The sequence below is a fragment of the Ruegeria sp. HKCCA4633 genome, assembly GCF_013034605.1.
Classification (GTDB): domain Bacteria; phylum Pseudomonadota; class Alphaproteobacteria; order Rhodobacterales; family Rhodobacteraceae; genus Ruegeria.
Genome location: NZ_WQGJ01000001.1, coordinates 1304059 through 1327840 on the forward strand (window position 1 = coordinate 1304059; position 23782 = coordinate 1327840).

A 23782-nucleotide genomic window follows, 5' to 3' on the forward strand; every position below is an offset into this window, starting at 1 on the left:
TCATCGGGGAAAGTAATTGCCGTGTGTTTGTGTGGTAAGTACGGTAGGTCATGTTTACCCCTGATCGCTGCCGCGCAAAATTGGGGGTTTCCCGTAGTCGCGCTATTTTCCCTGAAAACCTGTTAAAAAAACCAGCAGGAGCCTTTCGATTTGCCCATCATGCCTTGCTTAAATTTTGCCCCGACGCTCTGTTGGCAACCAAGATCACACGCAGAACAAATCGGGTAAAAAGGTAACCCATGGAAAACCCGGGCAGAAATCCCAAATCATCACCGTCACCGGTGCTGCAGGGCGTGCTGCCTTTTGACCGGTCGCGTCTTCCGACCGAGATGCTTGCCGGGCTTACCTTTGCCTGCCTCGCGATCCCCGAAGTCATGGGCTATACCAAAATCGCGGGTACGCCGGTCATTACGGGGCTCTATACGATTCTGATTCCCATGGCGCTGTTCGCCCTGTTCGGGTCGTCGCGACATCTTGTGGTCGGGGCCGATTCGGCAACGGCGGCCATAACAGCCTCGGCGCTGGCGGGCATGGCGGTCTCGGGTTCGTCGGAATACCTCGCTTTGGCGTCCCTGTTGGCGCTGATGGCGGCCGTGCTTTTGATCGCTGCGCGGATCATCGGGCTTGGATTTCTGGCCGACTTCCTGTCGCGCACCGTTTTGGTCGGTTTTCTGACCGGCGTTGGCGTTCAGGTTGCCACTGGCGAAATACCCGGTTTATTGGGGATCGAAGCCAGCGGACACGGTACGCTTGCGCGGCTGAACGACGTATACCTGAACGTGGCTCATATCAGCTGGCCAACTGTGTTTGTCTCTGCCGCCGTGCTTGGCGTTGTTGTCGCCTCCACAAAGCTGTCGCGAAGAATACCCGGCCCCCTGATCGCAATCGTAGGAGTGATCTATTGCAGCTGGGCCTTTTCCTTCGAAACAATCGGCATTGCTGTTCTGGGGACAGTTCCAAGCGGCTTGCCGTCACTCTCGATACCGAATGTGGATTGGAGTTGGACTTTGTTCAAACAACTCCTGCCCACGGCACTGTCCATCTTCGTGGTTATTCTGGCACAGAGCGCAGCGACCTCACGAGCCTACGCTGCCCGGTACGATGAGAAGTTCAGCGAGAACACAGACCTGATCGGGTTGGGCCTTGCAAATTTCGGCGCGGCATTTTCCGGCACATTTGTGGTCAACGGTAGCCCCACCAAAACCGAAATGGTCGCCAGCGCCGGTGGGCGCAGTCAGGTGGCCCAATTGACTACTGTGGCCATTGTCCTTGTGGTGATCCTGTTTCTCACCAAACCGCTTGCTTATCTGCCAAGTGCCGCCTTGTCGGCCATTGTCTTCCTGATTGGTTTGAAGCTGATTGATCTGCGTGGTCTTACCACGATCTACAAACAAGCCCGCTCAGAGTTCTGGGTGGCCGCCGCAACGGCCGCCGTGGTCGTGCTTGTGGGCGTCGAACAAGGCATTGTCTTTGCCGTGGTCTTTTCTCTGATCGATCACACCCGCCGGGGGTATCGCCCAAAGAACGCCGCGATCGTCAAAACCGAAAACGGTGGCTGGCATTCAAAAGCCCTGACACCACCCAATCAATTTGAACCCGGCCTTGTGATCTATCGGTTCTCGCACGGCATGTATTACGCAAACACACAGCGTTTTACGAATGAAGCCACGGCCATTGTGCAAGGCTCGGACGCGAAACCTGAATGGTTCTGCATCGACGCATCGGCCATAGATGAGATCGATTTTACCGCCGGGTATGCCCTGCGCAGCTTGGTCGAGTTTCTGCATGAAAACGGCATTCGCCTCGTGTTCACGCTGGTTGAACCAGATGTAAAAGCAGAGCTTGATCGCTATGGCGTGACCGATCTGATCGGCGAAGACGCGTTCTTTGACACGGGCAACCGTTTGTTGGATGCCTTCGACAAACGTTCGGCCGCGTCGTGAAGCCCGCTTAGTTGTAGTATTTCGCCTTCGACATCTTACCGATACCAGGGTTGAACGAATTGGTCGGGTCGCAGCACTTGTAATGCGCTGCCAGGTCCGGCTTGGCCTTGTACAAGTGACCCACGTTGTGTTCAGCCGGGTATTCTGCCCCCCGTTCGTCAAACAGTTTGAGCATCGCTGCCTTCAACACCTTGGGGTCCGCGCCCTTTTTGACGATGTAATCCTGATGCATGACGTGGCACATGAAGTGGCCGTAGTAGAGTTTGTGCACCAGCTTATCCTCGATCTCAGGTGGAAGTTTTTCCAGCCAGTCGTAATCGTTGCGGCGCAGCGCGACATCCAGTGCAATAATATCTTCTACATCCGAGTTATGCAGCGCCATGTAACGCACGGCGGCTCCGGCGGCTGCGAAACGATGCAGGCCGGCAATCTTGGCCTCGCGCATATCGCATTCAAAGAAGCCAGCTTCACGGTCTTTCAGAAAATCCGGCAACCACGCAGCAGCCTCTGCGATCCCGTCATCTTTCATCTTCAGGATCAGGTGATGTTCGTACTTGTCGCGGAACTCGACCATCCGCTTGGGCAGAACACGCGGCCAAAGCGCTACGGCCATTTGCATGAAACGATCAGTAAAATTGCCGAGGAGCGGTATACGCCGAAGCCGCGCATCAACCGCGCCTTTCATCGCGAAGAAGAACGGCAAGCGATCCGTCCCCAGTTTGTCGATCATCACAACTGTGTCCTTGCCGTATTTGGCGGTGATGTCGAACACTTCACGCTGCATATATTCGGCCGAAACAGGCAGTGACTTGAACCTAGACAGGATATGGCGGCGCAAAGCGGCCAGATCATCGGGGCTGTTCGTTCCAATATAGAACACTTTTTCCGCGTCGTTTTTCCGGAAGGTATCAAGGCGAACAGCAAAAACCGCCAGTTTTCCGGCAGAACCAGCGGATTCGAACAGTTTGGCCTTGTCTGCGTTGAAACGTGCAGGCGTTTCTGCGTCCACATCCCGCACGATCTGTGCGTAGTCACTTGCTGACGCCCGTTTGTTCGTGGCCCCCGGGTTGCGGTCGAAAGTGCCGGCGTCAAGGCTTGCCAGAATTTCCTCGGGCGTGTCGCCCAGATCAATGCCCAGATGGTTGACCAGTTCCAGCTCGCCCTGCTCGGATATCCGGGCGTACACGGACAGTTCGGTGTAAACGGGCCCACGCTCGACCAAAGACCCGCCCGAGTTATTGCAGACCCCACCCACAATCGATGCACCGATGCACGAGGAACCGATCACCGAATGCGGCTCGCGCCCCAGCGGGGCCAGAAGTTTTTCCAAAGCAAACAGGGTGGCACCGGGAAAGCTGACGATTTGCTCGCCATTGTTCAACGGGACCAGTGTATCCATCCGGCGGGTGTTGATCAGAACGACATCGCGGTCATAGCTGCCCGACGGTGTCGATCCTTCTGTCAGGCCGGTGTTGGCGGCCTGCATGATGACGATCTTGTCCGATGCAACACAAGCTTGCAGAACCTTCCACTGTTCCGACAGCGTACCAGGCTGAATGACACACAGCGCCTCCCCCTCGCCCGAGCGGAACCCACGCCGAAACCGCTCGGTCGCGCGCTCGCCTGTCAGGACGTGGCGCGATCCGACGACGGAGCGGAAGTGCTTGATCAATTCTTCATTGGTCATCTCGGCCCCCATCTTGGGTTCAAGCGCTGCGGAAACGGATATTCTCGCGGCTCAACTGGTCAACGCTGGTGACGCCCATCAGTTTCATGTCGCGCTCAATCTCGGCCCGCATCAGGCCAAGTGCGCGCTCGACCCCCGCCTGCCCTGCGGCAGCCAACGGGTACAGGTAGTGACGACCAACACCCACGGCTTTGGCCCCAATTGACAACGCTTTGAGCACATGCGTGCCGCGCTGAATGCCGCTGTCCATCATCACGTCCAGCTTGTCACCAACTGCATCGACTATCTCGGCCAGTTGGTCGAAGGGCGTGCGTGAGCCGTCCAATTGGCGGCCCCCGTGGTTCGACAAGATGATCCCGGTGCAGCCGATTTCATCTGCGCGTTTGGCATCCTCAACGGTCATGATGCCTTTGAGACAGAACTGACCGTCCCAGTCTCGCACCATCTGTGCCACGTCATCCCAGTTCATCGACGGATCGAGCATGTCGGTAAAGTAGCCGCCGATCGAGCTGGCACCTCCACCCATATCGACATGTTCTTCCAGCTGCGGCAGGCGGAATTTCTCGTGCGTGACATAGTTGATCCCCCACATCGGCTTGATTGCAAACTGGATCATGCCGCCCAGCGTCAGACGGAATGGGATCGAGAAGCCGGTGCGCAGATCACGCTCACGGTTGCCGCCGGTGATGCTGTCGACGGTCAGCATCATGACCTCGACACCGGCCTCTTTGGCGCGCTGCATCATGGCGGCGTTCAGGCCGCGATCCTTGTGGAAATAGAACTGATAGACCTGCGGGTTCTTGTGTTTTTGCCGAAGCTCCTCCAGCGACACAGTCCCCAGCGAGGATACGCCGAACATCGTCCCGTATTTCTCAGCCGCCGCCGCAACCGCGCGCTCGCCTTGATGGTGGAACAGGCGCTGCAAGGCGGTGGGTGAGCAATAGACGGGCATATCCAGCTTTTGCCCCATCACGGTGACCGACATGTCCACATCGGACACCCCACGCAGGACCGAAGGCAGCAGATCGCAGCGATCAAATGCGTTGGTGTTTTCCCGATACGTCACCTCATCATCTGCGCCACCGTCGATATAGTTGAAGATGGGCCCCGGCAGCCGCTGCTTGGCCAGCCGCCGGAAGTCGTGGAAGTTATGACATTGGCTCAGACGCATCAGGCAGGCTCCTTAGTAGGCGACCGAGGGCAGCCAGGTGGCTAGGGTCGGCCATAGGAAGACTAACGCCAGACCGGTCAACTGCAACAACACGAAGGGGATGATGCCTTTGTAAATGTGGGTCAGCTTGATCTCGGGCGGGCAAACGCCTTTCAGATAGAACAGGGCGAAGCCCACAGGCGGCGTCAGGAAGCTGGTTTGCAGCGTCACCGCCACCAGGATCACGAACCACACCAGCGCGGGTTCATCCAGAACGCCAAAGCCGGGGATGTCGATGCCCAACCCGTTCACGATGGGCCGCATCAGAGGCAACACGATCAGCGTGATCTCGATCCAGTCCAGAACGAAGCCCAGCAAGAAGACGATGAACAGGATGAAAAGGATTGTGCCGTAGGCACCAAAGCCGGTGGATTGCACCACATGCTCGATCAGCTCGTCTCCGCCCAGTTCCCGTAGGACGTAAGAGAATACGGTCGCACCAAGGAAGATCGCGAAGATGTACGCAGTGGTGTTGAAGGTCGACACCAGCACGTTCCACAGTTTCGCAAAGGTCAGCTTACGATAGCCCAGTGCCAGCAGCGTCGCACCCAGCGCACCGATGCCCGAGGCTTCGGTCGGCGTGGTCAGACCTGCAAAGATCGAACCCAGCACGGCGAGGATCAGCATCAGCGTTGGGATGACGGCAATCAGAACGTCCTTGACAGCGGCCCAATCGGGAGCTTTTGCGCCCTCGGGCACAGGGGCCGCATCACGCTTCACCAGTGCGAGAATGAAGATGTAGGTCAGGTACAGGCCACCGATGATCACGCCGGGGAAGACAGCCGCCATGAACAGGTCTCCGACAGACAAGGCCATCTGGTCGGCCATGATCACCAGCATGATGGACGGTGGGATCAGGATACCCAGCGTACCGGACGCTGAAACCACGCCAGCAGCCAACGTCGGCTGATATTTCTGCTGCATCATCGACGGCAACGACAGCACGCCCAGCAGCACGACCGATGCTCCGATGATGCCGGTCGAGGCTGCCAGAATGATCCCGATCAGGGTCACGGTGATCGCCAGACCGCCGCGCACGGTGCCGAACAGGCGCTGCATCGAGGACATCAGACGCTCGGCCACACCGGATTCGTCCAGCATCAGGCCCATGAAGATGAACATCGGGAGCGCAACCAGAACTGCGTTGGACATGGTGGCATAGACCCGGTTCACGACCGCTCCGAGGGTCAGGTAATCGAGCCCGGTAAAGGTGCTCTCCAGCCCCGTCCACAGCATCAGATCGTTGTCGAACAGGTAAGCCAGACCGCAATAGGCCACGCCGACACCGGCCAGCACCCACGCCACCGGGTAGCCGGTGAACAGCAGCGCGATGAAGGTCAGGAACATGGCGATGACCAGCTTTTCCTCGGTCGTTTCGACAAGGAAGGTCAGGCCCACGCAGACGGCAGCGAACACGGCCAGAACCAGCAGGATACGACGCAGCGGCGCGCCTTCCCGTTCCGAGGCCGGTCCGTAAAGCAGCGCGTGCCCATCGTGGATCAACCGTGCGAGTGCCGCCAGGGCGAGCAGGATGAAACTGATCGGAATGACCGCCTTAAACGCCCAGCGCGCAGGCAGACCCGTTGGGCTGTCCGAGCGTTCATTGACGCGGAAGCTTTCGTAGAAATAGTCGTACCCCTGGTCGACCATCAAATAGATGAACGGTGTCAGCAGGGTCAGGATACCGATCACTTCGATGATCCGCTGCGCGCGGCGTGACAACTGCATATGCAGGACGTCAACGCGGACATGGCTGTCGGTGATCAAGGCATAGGAAATGCCGATCATCGTGACAATGCCGTAGAAATGCCACTGGATCTCGTCCAGCTTGGGGTAATTCTGGCTGAACAGGTAGCGCAGCGAAACCTGGCTGAAGATCGCAGCCATCAGCAGGATATTCGCCCACATGACCACATGGCCTACCGCTTTGACGCCCGTGTCGATAGCGACGGCAATTTTCTGGCGGTCTGTTTCGGGATGCTCCAGAATGCCTTCATAGGCTTCGACCGGATCATTTGTATATAGTTCGTTGGCCATGGTCATTCCTCGCTCAGCACCCCGGCGTGCGGGGCAGTGAAAGGTTAGAAATTCCGTTTTTGGGAGAGTTCGGAGCGGCGGATTCCGCCGCCCCGGTAACGTCAGTTAGGGAGAGTTTACTGACGTGGGAGGAACGCGTTGGTCTTCCACAGGTTGTAGCCGTCGCGGAATTCGTTCATGTCGGCCAGGACTTGTGCAAAAAAGGCATCGTTTGCGGCTTCTTCAGCGGCAACTTCGTCCCAGGTGGCGCGGAAGGTATCCAGCATCTCGGGCGACCACTGCTTGATGGTGACACCGTTGTTTTCAACGTTGTCGATCAGCGCGGCATGCTGGATCGCTTCACCTTCGGCAAAGCTGTCCGCCATCGACGCCTTACAGGCGCTTTCAATGATTGCCTTGTGCTGGTCGCTGGTTTCATTCCAGACGTCTTTGTTGATCAGCAGTTCGAACACAGTCGCCTGCTGGTGCCAGCCGGGGAAATAGTTGAACTTGACCAGTTTATGGAAGCCCAGGCGCGCATCAATGGCGGGCATCGAAAATTCAGTCGCGTCAATCGCGCCTTTTTCCAGCGCGGGGAATATCTCACCACCCGGCAGCAGCGACGTTGCAACACCCAACTTCTGCATAACTTTGCCGCCCAGACCAAAGAAACGCATCTTCAGACCGTTCAGGTCTTCGGGCGAGTTGATCTCGGTTGCGAACCAACCCGAGGTTTCGGGTGCGATGATTGCGCAAGGCAGAACTTTTACGTTGTAACCGGCCTGATCATACATTTCCTGATACAGAGTCATGCCGTTGCCGTAGTAGAGCCACGCCATGTATTCACCCGCTTCGGGGCCAAAAGGCACAGCCGAAAACAGCGGCGCAGCCGGGATTTTACCGGCCCAATATCCGGCTGTGGTGTAGCCCGAGTTGATCTTTCCAGTGGATACCGCGTCCAAAATTTCGAACGGCGGAACCAGCTTGCCCGGCTCGTACACTTTCATCTTCAGCGTGCCGCCCGACATCACGTCAAGCTGTTCGGCAACACGCGGGATCGGCGAGCCCAAGCCCGGCAATTCGGTCGAGAACGCAATCGGCGTTTTCAACAGCAGTTTGTCTGCGGCAACCGCAGGCGCGGCCATAATGCTGGCCGCCACGGCCAAGCTCGTCAGGGTCTTCTTCATGAATTCTCCTCCAGGGTTGGTCGGGGTTTCAGCCCGATCATTGGCGCAGGCTCTTCCAGCGCCGCTCCGGTGGTAAACTAACTTTACCAGAGTTAGCCAGTCAACAATTTTATTTACCATTGGTTGATTCCCAAAAATCCCTGCGACGTTAGACGCGGCCTAAAGAACAACTTTTGAGATCTGCTAAAAAATAGGACAAATCCCAAAAACCTTTCACGAACAACAAAGTACCTAGCTACTTGTAAGAACGCTCAGAAGCTTGAGTTTCGCGCGGATACGGTTATGTTTGTTTACCAGTTGCTGCGGATTTCCAGCTTCAAACAGGGCAGTGCATCATGAACACCAAGGCAATTTTTGAACCGGTTGGACACGAATCGTTGGCCGAGGCTGTGGTTGCACAAGTCGAAGATCTGATCGCCTCGGGCATCCTGAAACAGGGCCGGAAACTGCCTTCGGAACGCGATCTTGCCGAAATGTTGCGCGTATCGCGCCCAAAGCTACGCGAGGCGCTTCAGGTGCTGGAAGAACGCGGTCTGGTTGCCACGCAGCACGGCGAAGGCACGTTCGTGGCAGCCCTGACCGGACAGGCCATGATGCCTGCTCTTCTTGCACTGTATGAACGGCACGAGCCTGCTTTTTTTGATTATCTGGAATACCGCCGCGAGCAGGAAGGCTTCGCGGCCCGCCTTGCTGCACGTCGGGCAACCAAGGCGGACAAGGAGCGGATCGCCGAAATCCTAGACGAAAATGAGCGTGCGTGGCAGGAGCAAGACGCCAAAGCCTCGCAAGAGGCAGACTTTGCGCTTCACTCAGCGATTGTCGATGCCAGTCAGAACGCAACCCTCATCCATATGATGGCGTCGATCTACGAACTCACCCGTAAAGGCGTTTTCTACAATCGTGATTTCCTGCGCACGATTGACGGAACGGGGGAAAAGCTGCTGCAGCAGCATCTAGAATTGGGTCGCGCGGTGATCGACGGTGATGAAGAACGAGCCGAAAAAGCGGCAACCGAACACATCGACTTTGTCGAAAAGTCTTTCAAACTGGGAATTGAACAGAGACGACGTGAGGCCATGGCTGAAAAGCGGCGAATACTATCACGTTAATGCGTGCCCACCGGCTATTCGGATACCAAGGCCCTATTGTCAGATGTCCTTTCCAGGCGGTTCCAACAGACCACCCGGCTCTATCAACGCCCGCTCTGACAGCCAGGGATTGAGATCAAGAGCCTCAGACAGTGCCGCTCGCGCATCCTCCAGGCGCTTCAAACCCAGCAAAGACAAAGCACGCCCGCTGAGTGCCCCAATGTGGTTTGGCGACAATTCAATTGCGACGTTCAAGTCTTGCAAAGCCACACCAAAATCCTGCCTGAGGTAGTTTACAAAAGCTCGCTGATTGTAACCTTCAGCGTAGGTCGGACAATAGTCGACAAGTTGGTTGAAGTCGTCCAAGGCGCCCAGCAAATCCCAAGCTTCTCGTCGTGCCATCCCCCGATCCAACAAGGTTTGTGATCGAGAGTCCGGTGCATCCGTCCAAAGCACCCACATCTGATCCGAGATGGCACGCGCGTCGCTTTGCGACTCTGCCTTTTGAACCTGCTTAATGAGCGCCTCAACCCCTTCCGTATGATCCGGAGACATAGGGCATGTTTCAGCGAGCGCCAAAAGCGGAAAGGCGATCATAAGACTCGTGGCAGCGAATACTCGTTTCATGCCCCTAGGGTGGGTTGAAATCCTGTTCCGTCAAGCCTGTTGTTCAAACCCGCCAAGCATACCGGTTTCTTTAACAGCCTCCATCGCCACAAAAGTTGACGTGCTGGCAACATGCGGCAGGGATGAGATTTTCTCGGCCAAGACACGACGGTACTCGGACATCGTGGCGGTGCGAACTTTTAGAAGATAATCGAAATTCGATGCAATCATATGCGCCTGCTCGACTTCGGCGATCTTACGGACAGCGGCATTGAACTCGGCCAGCGCCTTTTCGCGCGTGTCCGTCATGCGCACTTCGACAAAAGCCACGTGATCCAGCCCAAGGCGGATCGGATCCAGCATTGCCCGATACCCCTTAATCACTCCGCTCGCCTCCAACCGCTTGAGCCGCGCCTGTGTCGGGGATTTCGACAAGCCGATCTCGCGCGCCAGATCGGCGACCGAAGCACGACCGTCTTCAGCCAAAATTTTCAGAATCGACCGATCGAACCGATCCAGATCAGGAAAGTCCATTTGCACTGCCTATTTCCACAAAATCAGAACACTTGCCTTCGGATACATAAATTTTGGGCCATTGTCCTGTATTTTCCACCCTATATTAGCGCAAAGACCGGAGGACTCATGTCACACAGCCTGCGCACACTTATCGACACGCCAACCTATGCCGATCAATCGGCTGTCCTTGATACCCTGATCACTCAAGCAGACCTGACGGATGCAGATCGTGTCACAATCTGCGCCGCCGCGGCGCAGTTGGTTCGCGACATCCGCTCCAGCACTTCGCCGGGGTTGATGGAAGTGTTTCTGGCCGAATACGGCCTGTCTACTGATGAAGGCATCGCATTGATGTGTTTGGCCGAAGCGTTGCTGCGCGTGCCGGATGCTGACACTATCGACGCGTTGATCGATGACAAGATCGCTCCGTCCGACTGGGGCAAACATCTGGGAAAATCCTCGTCATCGCTGGTGAACGCGTCCACGTGGGCGCTGATGCTGACCGGTAAGGTTCTGGACGAGGGCAAAGCCTCTCCGGTCGGGGCATTGCGAGGGGCCATAAAACGACTGGGTGAGCCAGTGATCCGAACCGCCGTGGCCCGAGCGATGAAGGAAATGGGACGGCAATTCGTTCTGGGTGAATCCATTCAATCCGCGATGGATCGCGCCCGTGGAATGGAGGGAAAGGGCTATACCTACTCCTACGATATGCTGGGCGAAGCCGCGCGGACTGAGGCGGACGCAGCGCGCTATCACCTGTCATACTCCCGCGCTATTTCGGCCATTGCCGATGCTTGCACCCATGACGACATCCGTGCCAATCCAGGTATCTCGGTCAAGCTGTCCGCCCTGCATCCTCGCTATGAGCTGGCGCAAGAACAGAGGGTCATGGACGAGTTGGTCCCGCGACTGCGGGCTCTTGCATTGCTGGCCAAAGCCGCCGGCATGGGTCTGAACGTCGATGCAGAAGAGGCAGACCGCCTGTCGCTATCGCTGCAGGTTATCGAAGCGGTCATGTCTGATCCGGCCCTCGCCGGGTGGCACGGGTTCGGTATCGTGGTGCAGGCTTACGGACCGCGCGCCGGGCTGGTTCTGGATACGCTGTACGACATGGCGCAGCGCCACGACCGCAAGCTGATGGTGCGCCTGGTCAAAGGGGCCTATTGGGACACCGAGATCAAACGCGCGCAAGTCGAAGGCGTGGATGGGTTTCCGGTGTTCACCCACAAGGCGGCAACCGATGTTTCCTACATCGCCAATGCCCGCAAGTTGCTGAACATGACCGACCGAATCTATCCGCAATTTGCCACCCATAACGCCCATACGGTCAGCGCCATTCGGCATATGGCTGACGAGCAGCCCTATGAGTTCCAACGCCTGCACGGCATGGGCGAAACTTTGCATCAGATCGTGATGAACAAACAGAACACCCGGTGCCGGATTTATGCGCCGGTCGGGGCGCATCGTGACCTGCTGGCATATCTGGTGCGACGCCTGTTGGAAAACGGGGCAAACTCTTCTTTCGTGAACCAGATCGTCGATGAAAACGTGCCCCCGGAAGAGGTCGCCGCAGATCCGTTTGTCATTGTACAGACGCCGCCGCCCGCCCTGCCGACAGGGCCCGAGCTGTTTCAACCAGAACGCCCTAACTCCAAAGGGTTTGATCTGCACCACACACCCACTCTGGATCGGATCGAGGCGGCGCGGGATGGGTTCCGGGCCTATCACTGGTTTGCTCAACCTCTATTGGCCGACAAGGCCAAACCAGAGGCCGAAGAACCTGTTACCAACCCGGCCAACCCGCAGGACCGGCCCGGATTCGTTGCGCCAGCCAGCGCGGCGGATGTAGAGTTGGCCCTGGCCTCGGCCAACCCCTGGGACACACCGGCTGCTGAGCGTTCGCGCGTTCTGAACGCTGCTGCCGATCTTTATGAAGCGAACTATGGCGAGCTTTTCGCCCTTCTTGCTCGCGAAGCCGGGAAATCCCTGCCTGACGCGGTGGCGGAACTGCGCGAGGCGGTGGACTTCCTACGGTATTACGCGGCCAACATTCCTGCGGCCAAGCCTGCGGGTATTTTCACCTGTATCAGCCCGTGGAACTTCCCTCTGGCCATTTTCTCAGGGCAGATCGCAGCGGCGCTGGCCACCGGAAATGCTGTGTTGGCCAAGCCTGCACCGCAAACGCCATTGGTTGCGCATCGCGCCATTCAATTGATGCACGAGGCGGGCGTACCGCGCGACGCACTGCAATTGCTGCCCGGAGGACCTGCTGTAGGCGCAGCGCTGACGTCGGATGAACGCATTTCGGGTGTGGCCTTCACCGGGTCGACAGCCACCGCGCTCAAAATCAGGGCCGCGATGGCCGAGAACATGCGCCCCGGTACGCCGCTGATCGCGGAAACTGGCGGCTTGAACGCAATGATCATCGACAGCACGGCCCTGCCCGAACAAGCAGTACAATCAATCATCGAAAGCGCCTTTCAGTCGGCGGGTCAGCGTTGTTCAGCCCTGCGGTGTCTGTATCTGCAGGAAGACATCGCCGAAGACGTGCTGACAATGCTCAAAGGGGCAATGGACGCGCTGAGCATTGGAGATCCTTGGCTGATCTCAACCGATTGCGGCCCGGTGATCGACGAGCAGGCCCGGCAAGGCATAGCTGATCACGTGGCCAAAGCGCGCAGCAAAGGGCGGGTTCTGAAAGAGCTTCCGCTGCCGCCCGAAGGCACTTTTGTTGCCCCTACCCTGATCGAGGTTTCTGGTATTGCCGCGCTGGAACGCGAGATTTTCGGTCCTGTGCTGCACGTGGCCCGATTCAAGGCGCAGGAGATCGACAAGGTCATCGCCGAAATAAACGCCACTGGATACGGGCTGACCTTTGGACTGCACACGCGCATCGACGACCGGGTGCAGCATGTGACCGAGGCGATCCATGCGGGCAACATCTATGTGAACCGCAACCAGATCGGCGCCATCGTTGGCTCTCAGCCCTTTGGGGGCGAAGGGCTTTCGGGCACCGGCCCCAAGGCGGGTGGGCCGAACTACATGGCCCGCTTCTGTGCGCCGGATCGTCAAAATGCGGCGGATACCTGGCGTGCTATAGCCGACTTGCCCGCTCCTCAAGGGCAGCCTGTGCCGGTCAAAACTCAATCCTTGCCCGGTCCCACAGGTGAATCAAACCGCCTGAGCGAATACCCACGCTCACCCTTGCTATGTATGGGCCCTGGAGAGGCCGCAGCGCGCGCGCAGGCCGAGGCTGTTCAGGCGCTTGGCGGTACGGTCATTCAAGCGATCGGGATGCTGGACCTGCACCGGTTGGAAAACCTGACCGACATCTCAGGCGTGTTGTGGTGGGGGGATGACGAAACAGCCCGGCAGATCGAGCAGCATCTGGCGCGCCGCGACGGCCCAATTCTGCCGCTGATCCCCGGCAAGCCCGACCGTGCGCGGGTTCTGGGCGAACGTCATGTCTGCGTCGACACGACAGCTGCGGGCGGAAACGCTGCGTTGTTAGGAGGTGCGGCATAAGCTTGCATTGACGCTGGGCGCGCAAAAGCCCAGCGTCTCATCATGTTTCCGATCCGTGACCATAACCCTTCGGGGCGCACGCCTTACGTTGTATATGCCCTGATGGCCGCCAACATCTTGATCTTTCTCAGCTATGTGGGGATCATGGATGAAGGGCCGAAGATCAGCAGGCTGTTTTATGACTACGCCATCATCCCGGCGCGGGTCAGCGACGGGTTTGGGTTGGAAACCCTTGTGACATCCATGTTCCTGCACGGCGGCTGGATGCATCTGGCGGGAAACATGCTGTTCTTATGGATCTTCGGAGACAACCTGGAAGACGAGATGGGCCACCTGCCCTTCCTTCTGTTCTATCTGGCAGCTGGGATTGGCGCTGGCCTCATTCACATCATCACTGGGCCGGACTCTCAGGTGCCGACCGTTGGCGCCTCGGGCGCGATTGCAGGTGTGATGGGCGGGTATCTGCTGCTGTTTCCGAAAGCACGGGTAGATATTTTGCTGATCCTGATCGTCTATTTCAGGGTCTTCACCATTCCGGCCTTCATCATGCTGGGGATCTGGCTGGCGATACAGTTCTTTGGCAGCATCACCAGCAATCCAGACGAAGGCGGTATTGCCTATTGGGCCCATACCGGAGGCTTTGCCGTGGGTTTGATCCTGTGCATACCGCTTTGGCTGCGGCGTGGAGGCGCGCAGTTCTGGGACCGCACCCGCGGGCACCCGCCCCACCCCGAAGCGAAGTACAAGCTTTCGCAGTCACGCATTCCACGTGTTCCGCGCAAGTAAGTTAAAAAGTGCTTAGCCCCGGATCACTTTGGCGAACTGATCAAAGATCGGTTCGTTCGAACAGATCACTTCACCATCCTCCAGAACACTGCCTTCGGGGTTCAAAGCCTGTACAAAGCCGCCAGCCTCTTTCACGATGATGATACCAGCCGCCAGATCCCACGCGTTCAGGCGGCGTTCCCAGAAACCTTCGTACCGGCCAGCGGCGACATACGCCATATCAAGCGCAGCAGCACCCCAGCGACGCACACCAGCGCAGGCGGGCATCAAACGCGCCAGATCTTGCAGGGTCGCCGGCAGATCCGAACGACCCCCAAAGGGCAGACCAGTCGCGAAGACCGACTCGATCATGCGGTGACGGCCCGACACGCGAATGCGGGTGTCGTTCATCCATGCACCCTCGCCTTTTTCGGCAAAGAACATCTCATCCTTGGCTGCGTCATAGATCACACCGGCAACAATCTTGCCCTTGTGTTCAAGCGCGATTGAGATCGCCCAATGCGGCAGGCCGTGCAGGAAGTTGGTGGTGCCATCCAGCGGGTCGACAATCCAGCGGCGGGTCGGATCTTCGCCGTCAATCGCGCCACCTTCTTCGGCCAGCCAGCCATAGGTTGGTCGCGCGCCCAGCAACTCTTCTTTCAGGATGGCTTCGGCGGCGATATCGGCCTTTGAGACGAAGTCTCCCGCGCCTTTCATCGACACCTGCAAATTCTCGACTTCACGGAAATCCTTGACCAAAGAACGCCCCGCTTTGCGCGCGGCTTTGATCATGATGTTGAGATTTGCACTGCCAACCATTGTCAAAAGGCTCCTGTCCGGTCAAACCGCGCGTATACTGCTGCAATGCGCCCTTGCCAAGAGGAATGATACGCATAACAGACCCCCGGAAAACGCCGTTACTGGGATTGCAGCTTGCGCGCCTCATCTCGGGCCAGTTTCACCAGTTCCTGAACGTAAGGTTTCTCAAGATCCTCCGACCGGATCGCAGCGTACAGGCGTCGCGTGATCCCTTCTTTTGTCAGGGGCCGGGTCACGTAATCCGAGTTATATTTGACCTCGCGCACAACCCAATCCGGCAGGACCGAAACCCCCCGGTTTGACGCGACCAGCAGCAGTATTACGGCGGTCAGTTCCACTTGGCGGATTGTTGCGGGCTCAACCCGTGCAGGGATCAGCAACTGGCTGAACACATCCAGACGCGTGCGCTCGACCGGATATGTGATCAGGGTTTGTCCCCGAAAATCTTCGGCCTCGATATACTCTTTTTCAGCCAGGGGATGGGTTGAAGCCGCCACAAAGACAGCGTTGTAGTCAAACAGCTCCACAAACTCGACACCCGGCAGGTCTTCGGGGTCGGACGAGACCACCAGATCTACCTCTTCCTTTTGCAAGGCCGGAAGCGCGTCAAAGGCCAGACCTGGGCGGATGTCCACATCGACATCGCCCCAAGACTTTCTGAAGGCTTCGAGCACCGGAAACAGCCATTCGAAACAGGCGTGGCATTCGATTGCGATATGCATCCGCCCGGTGCGCCCGTCCCTCAGCGAAGAAAATTCATGCTGAGCGGCCTCAACCTGCGGCAGGATCTGTTCAGCCAAGCGAAGCAAGCGCAACCCGGCGGCCGACAGTTTCATGGGTTTCGAGCGGCGCAGAAACAGTTCGACCCCCGCCTGATCCTCTAACCCTTTGATCTGATGGCTTAACGCAGACTGAGTGATGTTCAACTGGTCTGCTGCACGGGCCAGCCCACCGCATTCATGGATCGCTTTGATAGTACGCAGGTGCCGGAACTCAATGTGCATTTCGAACAGCATTCATGTTGTTGTTGAATAATATGAGTTTGTCTCACATTGTCCGCCATGGCACAAGAGGCTCAGATGATCCAGCGAGGCCGTTATGTCCAAACCTGAAATTTCCTTTGAGTTCTTTCCGCCCAAAACTCTGGAAGCCTCTTTTCGTCTTTGGGACACGGTTCAGACCTTGGCTCCATTGGACCCTCGCTTTGTTTCGGTCACCTATGGTGCAGGTGGCACGACACGTGAACTTACACGCGACGCGGTCTCGACCTTGCATAAGTCGTCAGGGTTGAACGTCGCTGCACATCTGACCTGCGTCGATGCCTCACGGCAGGAAACATTGGAGATCGCCGACACGTTTGCGCGCGCCGGTGTGCAGGACATTGTTGCCCTGCGCGGTGACCCGCCGAAGGGTCAGGACAAATTCGAACCCCACCCCGACGGATTTGCCAATTCGGTTGAGTTGATCGAAGCCCTGGCCGAAACCGAGATGTTCAGCATTCGCGTCGGCGCCTATCCAGACACTCACCCAGAAGCCGCAGATATGGCTGCTGATGTTGATTGGCTTAAGGCCAAGCTGGACGCTGGTGCTGATGAAGCTCTGACGCAGTTTTTCTTCGAGGCTGAAACCTTCTTTCGGTTCCGTGACGCCTGTGCCAAAGCGGGAATCGATAAGCCGATTGTGCCCGGCATTCTGCCGATCGAGAACTGGGCAGGTGCCCGCAATTTCGCCAAGCGCTGCGGTACACATATTCCTGTGTGGGTCGAAAACGCCTTTGAAAAAGCTGTGCGCGACGGGCGTGAAGATTTGCTGGCAACAGCGATCTGTACCGAGCTGTGTTCAGATCTGATCGATGGCGGCGTGGATAAGCTGCATTTCTACACCCTCAACCGCCCGGAACTGACGCGGGATGTATGTTTCGCACTCGGCATTACGCCGCAGGTTGAACTGGAAAACGTCGCCTGACTTACCAAAATCATCAATGATTCGCCCGGGTTACGTTCACACTCGGGCGATTTTCATCCTACTTTGTGCAAACTGTTTCACACTCTCATAACCAAATTCACAGTTTTCGCGACAATTGAATCTCAAGATCCCAATTGTTATCCGCACCCCCGCAAATCCACCCCGAAATTTGACAAAACTATGTCCAGGGCGACACTTGGGGCGTGTAGTTTGTAATGAGTGTTTTGAGTATGGAACCTGTAGATAAAGTGCGTGCGCGCACCGATGCCCTTGCAGATTTGGGATTACCCCCATCTGCCAGTTCCCGCGAAATCCGAGAGGCGTGGCGACAGATCGCCTTTCATTCGCATCCCGATCACAGGGAAGGGGACAGTTCTGGGTTTTCACGCGCCAAGGCCGCCTATGACTTTCTGCGGAAAGAAGGTTTGGCAAAAAAAGGTGGGGGCAATGCTGGCCCGACTCAGCCGCGCCGTCCCCGTTTGAAAAAGCGGATCATTGAACTTCCGCAGGAAGAAGTTTCGGCCTGCAAGGCAATGCTAAGTCCCGATCAGGTGTTGTCACATCGACACGGCGAAGATGATGCACCAGGCATACCCGAAGCGTGCGTATCGGACCATGTACCGGACGCAGTTGGCTGCTACGGTCGGCATTTGACCTACTTCGTCACCACGCCTGTGCATCATGGCGCAAATCGGGTGGCTCTGCCGACCACGGTGCTAAGCGGTGCGCGACATACCGAGGCAGAGATCCTGAGCTTTCAGTCCAAGGATACCGGCGCCGGAGAGGTGGTGATCCCGGACACGATCCGTGAACGCAAATTCCCAGGGGCCAAGAGCGTGAAGATCCGGTTTGACGCCGATCAGGACATCCGGGATCAATTCTGGCTGGCGGGTTGATCGCAAAAAGCCCGGCTAAGGTAGCCGGGCTTTGAACTTTTCAAAGTCTCGTTGTCAGATCAGTTGGTAATAGGACCTTCCGAGGTGAATTTTGGGATAACATTGGTCGAGGCGTCCGAGGATTCGATGCCTGGCCAGTTGCCTTCTGCGATGTTGATGTTGCCCGGCACATCTTCTTCCCAGAAGCCAACAACCACATCGGTGATGTTCAGATAAAGCTTGTCATCGACGATGCGCCACAGGTTAGGGTTGGCCGGAACTTTACCGCCCTTGGACACACCATAAGCGCAGTGGCCATCATATTGCGGAGCATAATAGGCCGGGTTCTCAAGGAACTTGTCACGGTTTTCTTCAGTCGCGAAAGCCCAGGTTGCGCCGTTGTATTCTGCGGTTATATCAGCGTTTCCGCGCACACCTTCTGGCTGTGACTGGCCGATCGAAACCTGATCCAGGCTGCGATAGGCAACAACGTCATAGCCCGAAACCGCAAAACCGGTTCCATCAACATATTGAGGTCCGGCAAAAGCGGGTACCGCCAAGGCCATGGCTGCAGCGAAGGTCAATGCAAAGTGTTTCATGTGGTCTATCCTTTTCGTATCAACTGTGTCCGTGGAGCCGTCATGGCAGGTCTGCCAAGACAATATGCGATTCCCGCGCGGTTCGTAGTCCTCCTAACGCCCCTGTGACCCCGCACGGGAAAACGTGAGAGTTTGGTCGCGGATTGTTACAGAAAAAGCCTGAAGCACCGGGTTGGACTCGGCGATTTGCAATATTAGCTGTAAGACAGCCATGGTATAGGCATGAAAGGCAAGAGATGAGCGACCAATTCCCCTACACCCCCCCAGCGGTCTGGACCTGGGACAGTAAAAGCGGCGGCCAGTTCGCCAATATCAACCGGCCGATTGCCGGTGCGACCCACGACAAAGACCTGCCTGTCGGACGCCACCCCCTGCAGCTGTATTCGCTGGCCACGCCCAACGGCGTGAAGGTCACTGTGATGCTGGAAGAGCTTTTGGCGCTAGGCCACGAGGGGGCCGAATACAACGCCTGGCTGATCAACATCGGTGAGGGTGATCAGTTTGGTTCGGGCTTTGTCGATGCCAACCCGAACTCAAAAATCCCCGCCCTTTGGGATCGGTCGGGCAAAGAGCCTGTTCGCGTGTTCGAAAGCGCCTCGATCCTGTTCCATCTGGCCGAAAAATTTGGAGCGTTCCTGCCCGCGTCCGGCCCTGAGCGGACCGAAGTGATGAATTGGGTGTTCTGGCAGATGGGCAGCGCGCCCTATCTGGGCGGCGGGTTCGGCCATTTCTACGCCTATGCACCCGAGAAATGGGAATACCCGATCAATCGTTTCGCGATGGAGACCAAGCGCCAGCTAGACGTTCTGGATCGGGAATTGGCGGATAAGACCTTCATCGCTGGAGACGAGTACACGATTGCCGACATGGCGATCTGGCCGTGGTATGGCCAGCTGGTTCTGGGTCGCCTCTACAGTGCTGCCGAGTTCCTGGATGTTGAATCATACAAGAACGTCATGCGTTGGGCCAAAGAGATTGACGCGCGTCCAGCAGTTCAGCGTGGTCGAATGGTCAACCGCGCCTTTGGCGAGCCGCACACGCAGCTTCACGAGCGCCATGACGCCAGCGATTTCGAAAACCGTACGCAGGACAAGTTGGAAGCGGCTGCGGAGTAACCGCATTCCAAGCGAAACACCACGCGGTGCAACGTGCGCCGCGTGTTTGCGTCTTGTCGGTTACTTCAGAATTGGCGGGTTGTCAGGGTTGCTGCCGGGGGCTTCCCGCATCGGCTCAGCCACCTGCGGCTGAGGCAGATCAAACCGAAGCCCCACTTTGGCCAGCAACGCGGCAGTGGGCGCACTGGCCGCGAAAAAACCAACATCCATTGCACCAGCCTCGATCCCGGAAAAGGTCAGCGCCTCGGACGCGGCCTTGGCCAACGCGGCCTCGGCCCCGTCAACTGCATCGACAAAGCCCAACATATGCCCCTGTGCGCCGGCCTCTGACTTGGTTGCAACCAAATAGGCGGCGCGCGCCAGCCCGCCCGCGGTTGCCAGTTTGGCATCCAAGGCGGTCAGCAAAGTATCGGGCAAGCCAGACGGCGGCATGAATTCAGCCAGCTTTTCCTCGACCTCTTGTGGATCGTGTTGCAGCGTTTCGGCCAGCCACTCCAATGCCTCTGCCGGCACCAGCATCGATGAAGGCGCGGTTTCCAGGTTCAGGCCCAGCCCAATCACCTGCCCTGCCAGCATCCCGGAAAGCACCCGCCCTGAAAGCGCCACGTAAGGTACAGGGCGACCTGCGAACTGCGCCAACCGTTCCTCTCGGTCAAAGGCCAGCACATAGCGCCCATCCGCTACGTCGAACAATTCGGGCGAGATATTCTCGTCCTTCGCTTCCTCGGTCAGCATCAAGAACAGCTCGCTGTCGGCAAGCCGCTCAAAGAAACGTAGCCGGGCGGCATCGTTTCGCGGATCCGCCTGCATCGCGGCATGTGCTGCGTCCAACGCCGTGGTTTCAGTCATTCAACACCTCTTGGACCCGCGCGCGCAGAACCGGCAAAAGCTCGGTCTCGAACCACGGGTTTTTCTTCAACCATGCCGTATTGCGCCAGGACGGATGTGGCAAGGCAAAGACCCGCGGCGCATGGTCCTGCCAGCCTTGCACGGTGCTTGTGACCGAACCTCGCGCACCAAGGTGATACTTGTGCGCATGACCACCAACCAAAACGGTCAGCGGCACCTGGCCCAAAACGCTCATCACCCGATCATGCCAGGTCTTTCGGCACACGGCGGGCGGCGGAAGGTCCGCGCTGCGTGCATCGTAACCGGGAAAGCAGAACGCCATAGGTACAATCGACACGCGGTCACGATCATAGAAGATCGTCTCATCAATCCCCAACCATTGCCGAAGCCTGTCACCTGACGGATCGGTAAAGGGCCGCCCCGACTCGTGCACTTTCGCACCTGGGGCCTGCCCTGCGATCAAAATGGGCGTACCAACGCGGAACCAAACAACCGGGCGGGGTTCATGGGCTGTTTCAGTCTGCGCAAACTTATCAGCACACAGTCGGCAAGCGCGAATTTCCTCGGCAAGGCTGTCCATCGGAATTCAAAACCTCTTGCGGCCCAAGTGTCACGATGGGGAACATAGGGTCCACCAGCCACACCGCCAATGCAGTTGTCACAGGTTTTACCGCAATGCATTGATCATTTGTTTCATAATTCGACATAATGTAGCCAACATGGATTGGTAAAAATAACCCTTTGCAGCCGTCTCAAAGAACGGCAACGCCACGGAACACGAGCAGCAGGCCCCGAATGTTAGAATTCGACAATGTCAGCAAGTCCTTCTGGACCGGAACACGCCGCAAGGTGATTCTGGATCAGGTCTCGTTCCGGGTCGAACTGGGTACGTCGCTGGGCGTTCTGGCCCCGAACGGCACCGGAAAAACCACGCTGATCAACATGATGGCCGGTTTGGAAAAACCTGACGAAGGCGTGATCCGTCGCGAATGTCGTGTGTCGTTTCCCATGGGGTTCACCGGTGGTGTGTCGGGAAAACTGTCCGCGCTGGAGAACGCGCGCTATATCGCCAAGATCTATGGCATGGACCCGGACTATGTCGAAGCCTATTGCAAATGGCTCTGCGGGTTGGGTGAGTATTTCGATCAGCCGCTTGCGACCTATTCTGCCGGGATGCGATCCCGGTTCACCTTTTCACTGATGCTGGCGCTGGATTTCGACATGTATCTGATCGACGAAGGGATGCCTGCGTCGACGGATGTCGAATTCAACGAAAAGGCCGGATCAATCCTGAAAGAAAAACTAAGGACCACAACGCTGGTCATCGTTTCGCACAGCTCGTCTGTGTTGGAAAAGTTTGCCCAGCAAGCCGCCGTTTTGCTGAACGGTCAATTGTACATGTTTGAATCCTTGGAAGAGGCTAAGCAGCTATATGACTACGAATCCCAAGGTTAGAAAGTATAGCGGGCACCGCAACCGGCCAAGCGAAGGTTCGGCTGAGGCGCGGGCCGATGCGATCTCGCGCATTCGCAATGCAACGCAAGGCCAGCCTTCTGTAGATGAAGCCCAGCCGGGCGCGCAGCTGGACGACATCAAACGTGAGGGCCTGACTGGCCGACAATTGCGCATCGCGCGCAGGCTGGCGCAGAAACATGGGCTGGCTGCGACCTCGGATTACGATGCCGTGCGCCTGCTGCGTCAGAAAGGCATCGACCCTTTCCAACGCACAAATCTTCTGGATCTTGCTGCGGCCAAGCCCTCTGCTCAGAACGAGAACAAGAACGCCAAAGACAAGGTCAGTATAAAACTGCCGCAGGCCGTAGGCGCGGAAAAATCCAACCTACCCGGACCCGAGCTCAGCCCCACTGAACGCCGCAACCTTGAGATTGGGGAAATACAGAAAGACATTGCCCGCAGACGTCGGCGCAAGCTGTTTGCCTTATTTGCGCGTCTGGCCGTTTTTGTTTTTCTGCCGACCTTTGTCGTGGGCTTCTATTTCTACCGCATCGCTACTCCGATGTACGCCAGCGATTCCGAGTTTTTGATCCTACAGGCCGATGGCGGGCCAGGCAGCGTCGGCGGCTTGTTGGCGGGAACCCAGTTTGCCACAACACAGGATTCGATTTCGGTACAGTCTTTCCTTGAATCGAAAGAGGCGCTGCTGCTGCTGGATCAGGACGCAGGATTTTCTGATGTCTTCAAACAAGATTGGATCGACCCGATCCAGAGACTGGCGCCCGATGCCTCGTTGGAAGACGCATACAAACTGTTCAAACGTATGATCACCATCGGCTATGACCCAACAGAAGGGGTCATCCGGATGGAAGTCGCCGCCCCGGATCCACAAACCTCTACCGAGTTTTCGGAACGTTTGATCTCCTATGCGGAAAACCGGGTGAACGCGCTGTCTGGGAAAAAGCGCGAAGACCAGATGCGCGACGCCATCCAGAGCTTTGAGTCCGCGCAGGAGGCGCGCAAACAAGCGCAGGAAGAACTGATTGAGCTTCAGCTTCAGGGCGCGGTTCTGGACCCAGAAAACGTGATCGCCAGCCTGAGAAGCCGAATTACCGAAGTCGAAATATTGGTTCAAGACAAAGAGCTTGAGCTTGCCGCCCTGCTGGACAACCTTCGACCAAACAAAGCCAAAGTTGACGGGGTTGAGGCCGATATCGCCCGGTTGGAAAAAGTGCTGGAAGACCTGAATGCCGAAATGCTGGATGCCTCAGCCGGCGAAAACTCGCTGGCAAGGCTGAGCGTGCGCATACAGATCGCCCAGGCTGATCTGGCCGCCCGTGACATGATGCTGCAAACGGCAATGCAGCAAATGGAATCGACCCGATCCGAAGCCAACCGGCAAGTTCGGTACCTGACCGTTTCGGTGAACCCTATTCCCAGTCAGGAACCCACCTATCCGCGCAAGTTCGAAAATACGATTTTGGCATTCCTGTTATTTGCTGGTATCTACCTGATGATCTCGCTTACCGCGTCGGTCCTTCGTGAACAGGTATCCTCATAAG

At 57.2% G+C, this 23782-nt stretch carries 20 protein-coding genes; 9 read left to right on the top strand and 11 right to left on the bottom strand.

The window, feature by feature from the left end:
* The first annotated feature begins 239 nt into the window (after positions 1-239).
* Positions 240-1943 (top strand): SulP family inorganic anion transporter, encoded by a 1704-nt coding sequence (locus tag GOV85_RS06315; protein WP_171176025.1) that lies wholly within the window; start codon positions 240-242, stop codon positions 1941-1943.
* Between the two features lie 7 nt (positions 1944-1950).
* Here GOV85_RS06315 and dld read toward each other — a convergent pair whose 3' ends face one another.
* The 4 genes from dld to GOV85_RS06335 form a co-directional block, all read right to left on the bottom strand.
* Positions 1951-3630 carry a D-lactate dehydrogenase gene (gene dld / locus GOV85_RS06320; protein ID WP_171176027.1) on the bottom strand — a complete coding sequence of 560 codons (1680 nt, stop codon included), beginning with the start codon at positions 3628-3630 and terminating at the stop codon, positions 1951-1953.
* Between the two features lie 19 nt (positions 3631-3649).
* Entirely contained in the window at positions 3650-4801 is a 1152-nt protein-coding gene (locus GOV85_RS06325) for an alpha-hydroxy acid oxidase (RefSeq protein WP_171176028.1), read from the bottom strand.
* A 12-nt stretch (positions 4802-4813) separates the two neighbouring features.
* The gene (locus tag GOV85_RS06330) at positions 4814-6877 is read right to left on the bottom strand and encodes a TRAP transporter large permease subunit (protein WP_171176030.1); all 2064 of its coding nucleotides are present in this window, start codon (positions 6875-6877) and stop codon (positions 4814-4816) included.
* 116 nt (positions 6878-6993) lie between these two features.
* Entirely contained in the window at positions 6994-8043 is a 1050-nt protein-coding gene (locus GOV85_RS06335; protein ID WP_171176032.1) for a TRAP transporter substrate-binding protein, read from the bottom strand.
* Positions 8044-8378: 335 nt separating this feature from the next.
* Between GOV85_RS06335 and GOV85_RS06340 the strand changes: the two genes are divergently transcribed.
* A complete protein-coding gene (locus tag GOV85_RS06340; protein ID WP_171176034.1) occupies positions 8379-9152 on the top strand; it encodes a FadR/GntR family transcriptional regulator in 774 nt (257 codons plus the stop codon).
* A gap of 39 nt (positions 9153-9191) precedes the next feature.
* On the opposite strand, the gene GOV85_RS06345 is transcribed toward GOV85_RS06340, so the two are convergent.
* Together GOV85_RS06345 and GOV85_RS06350 are read right to left on the bottom strand one after the other, a co-directional pair.
* Positions 9192-9758, bottom strand: coding sequence for a hypothetical protein (locus GOV85_RS06345; RefSeq protein ID WP_253282738.1), 567 nt, complete (start codon positions 9756-9758; stop codon positions 9192-9194).
* 30 nt (positions 9759-9788) lie between these two features.
* The gene (locus GOV85_RS06350) at positions 9789-10271 is read right to left on the bottom strand and encodes an Lrp/AsnC family transcriptional regulator (protein WP_171176036.1); all 483 of its coding nucleotides are present in this window, start codon (positions 10269-10271) and stop codon (positions 9789-9791) included.
* A gap of 108 nt (positions 10272-10379) precedes the next feature.
* On the opposite strand from GOV85_RS06350, the gene putA reads away from it, so the two are divergent.
* Both putA and GOV85_RS06360 read left to right on the top strand, forming a co-directional pair.
* Complete coding sequence (putA, locus tag GOV85_RS06355; RefSeq protein WP_171176038.1) at positions 10380-13778, top strand: bifunctional proline dehydrogenase/L-glutamate gamma-semialdehyde dehydrogenase PutA; 3399 nt, start codon at positions 10380-10382, stop codon at positions 13776-13778.
* A gap of 42 nt (positions 13779-13820) precedes the next feature.
* Positions 13821-14564, top strand: a complete 744-nt coding sequence (locus GOV85_RS06360; protein ID WP_171176040.1) for a rhomboid family intramembrane serine protease — start codon at positions 13821-13823, stop codon at positions 14562-14564.
* A gap of 12 nt (positions 14565-14576) precedes the next feature.
* On the opposite strand, the gene GOV85_RS06365 is transcribed toward GOV85_RS06360, so the two are convergent.
* Positions 14577-15362 carry an inositol monophosphatase family protein gene (locus tag GOV85_RS06365; protein ID WP_171176041.1) on the bottom strand — a complete coding sequence of 262 codons (786 nt, stop codon included), beginning with the start codon at positions 15360-15362 and terminating at the stop codon, positions 14577-14579.
* 98 nt (positions 15363-15460) lie between these two features.
* Entirely contained in the window at positions 15461-16366 is a 906-nt protein-coding gene (locus tag GOV85_RS06370) for a LysR family transcriptional regulator (protein WP_171176278.1), read from the bottom strand.
* A 94-nt stretch (positions 16367-16460) separates the two neighbouring features.
* On the opposite strand from GOV85_RS06370, the gene metF reads away from it, so the two are divergent.
* Together metF and GOV85_RS06380 are read left to right on the top strand one after the other, a co-directional pair.
* Positions 16461-17327 (top strand): methylenetetrahydrofolate reductase [NAD(P)H], encoded by an 867-nt coding sequence (metF, locus tag GOV85_RS06375; protein ID WP_171176043.1) that lies wholly within the window; start codon positions 16461-16463, stop codon positions 17325-17327.
* Positions 17328-17557: 230 nt separating this feature from the next.
* Complete coding sequence (locus GOV85_RS06380) at positions 17558-18223, top strand: J domain-containing protein (protein WP_171176045.1); 666 nt, start codon at positions 17558-17560, stop codon at positions 18221-18223.
* A gap of 59 nt (positions 18224-18282) precedes the next feature.
* On the opposite strand, the gene GOV85_RS06385 is transcribed toward GOV85_RS06380, so the two are convergent.
* Positions 18283-18801 carry a YHS domain-containing (seleno)protein gene (locus GOV85_RS06385; RefSeq protein WP_171176047.1) on the bottom strand — a complete coding sequence of 173 codons (519 nt, stop codon included), beginning with the start codon at positions 18799-18801 and terminating at the stop codon, positions 18283-18285.
* A gap of 236 nt (positions 18802-19037) precedes the next feature.
* On the opposite strand from GOV85_RS06385, the gene yghU reads away from it, so the two are divergent.
* Positions 19038-19916: a glutathione-dependent disulfide-bond oxidoreductase gene (gene yghU, locus GOV85_RS06390; RefSeq protein ID WP_171176049.1), complete on the top strand. Its 879-nt coding sequence runs from the start codon at positions 19038-19040 to the stop codon at positions 19914-19916.
* Positions 19917-19976: 60 nt separating this feature from the next.
* Here yghU and GOV85_RS06395 read toward each other — a convergent pair whose 3' ends face one another.
* Entirely contained in the window at positions 19977-20765 is a 789-nt protein-coding gene (locus GOV85_RS06395; RefSeq protein ID WP_171176051.1) for an SseB family protein, read from the bottom strand.
* A complete protein-coding gene (locus tag GOV85_RS06400; RefSeq protein WP_171176053.1) occupies positions 20758-21345 on the bottom strand; it encodes a uracil-DNA glycosylase family protein in 588 nt (195 codons plus the stop codon). The genes GOV85_RS06395 and GOV85_RS06400 overlap by 8 nt, the downstream gene beginning before the upstream one ends.
* A gap of 215 nt (positions 21346-21560) precedes the next feature.
* Between GOV85_RS06400 and GOV85_RS06405 the strand changes: the two genes are divergently transcribed.
* Complete coding sequence (locus tag GOV85_RS06405; protein WP_171176054.1) at positions 21561-22220, top strand: ABC transporter ATP-binding protein; 660 nt, start codon at positions 21561-21563, stop codon at positions 22218-22220.
* Positions 22198-23781 (top strand): capsule biosynthesis protein, encoded by a 1584-nt coding sequence (locus tag GOV85_RS06410; protein ID WP_171176056.1) that lies wholly within the window; start codon positions 22198-22200, stop codon positions 23779-23781. The genes GOV85_RS06405 and GOV85_RS06410 overlap by 23 nt, the downstream gene beginning before the upstream one ends.
* Position 23782 lies beyond the last annotated feature (1 nt).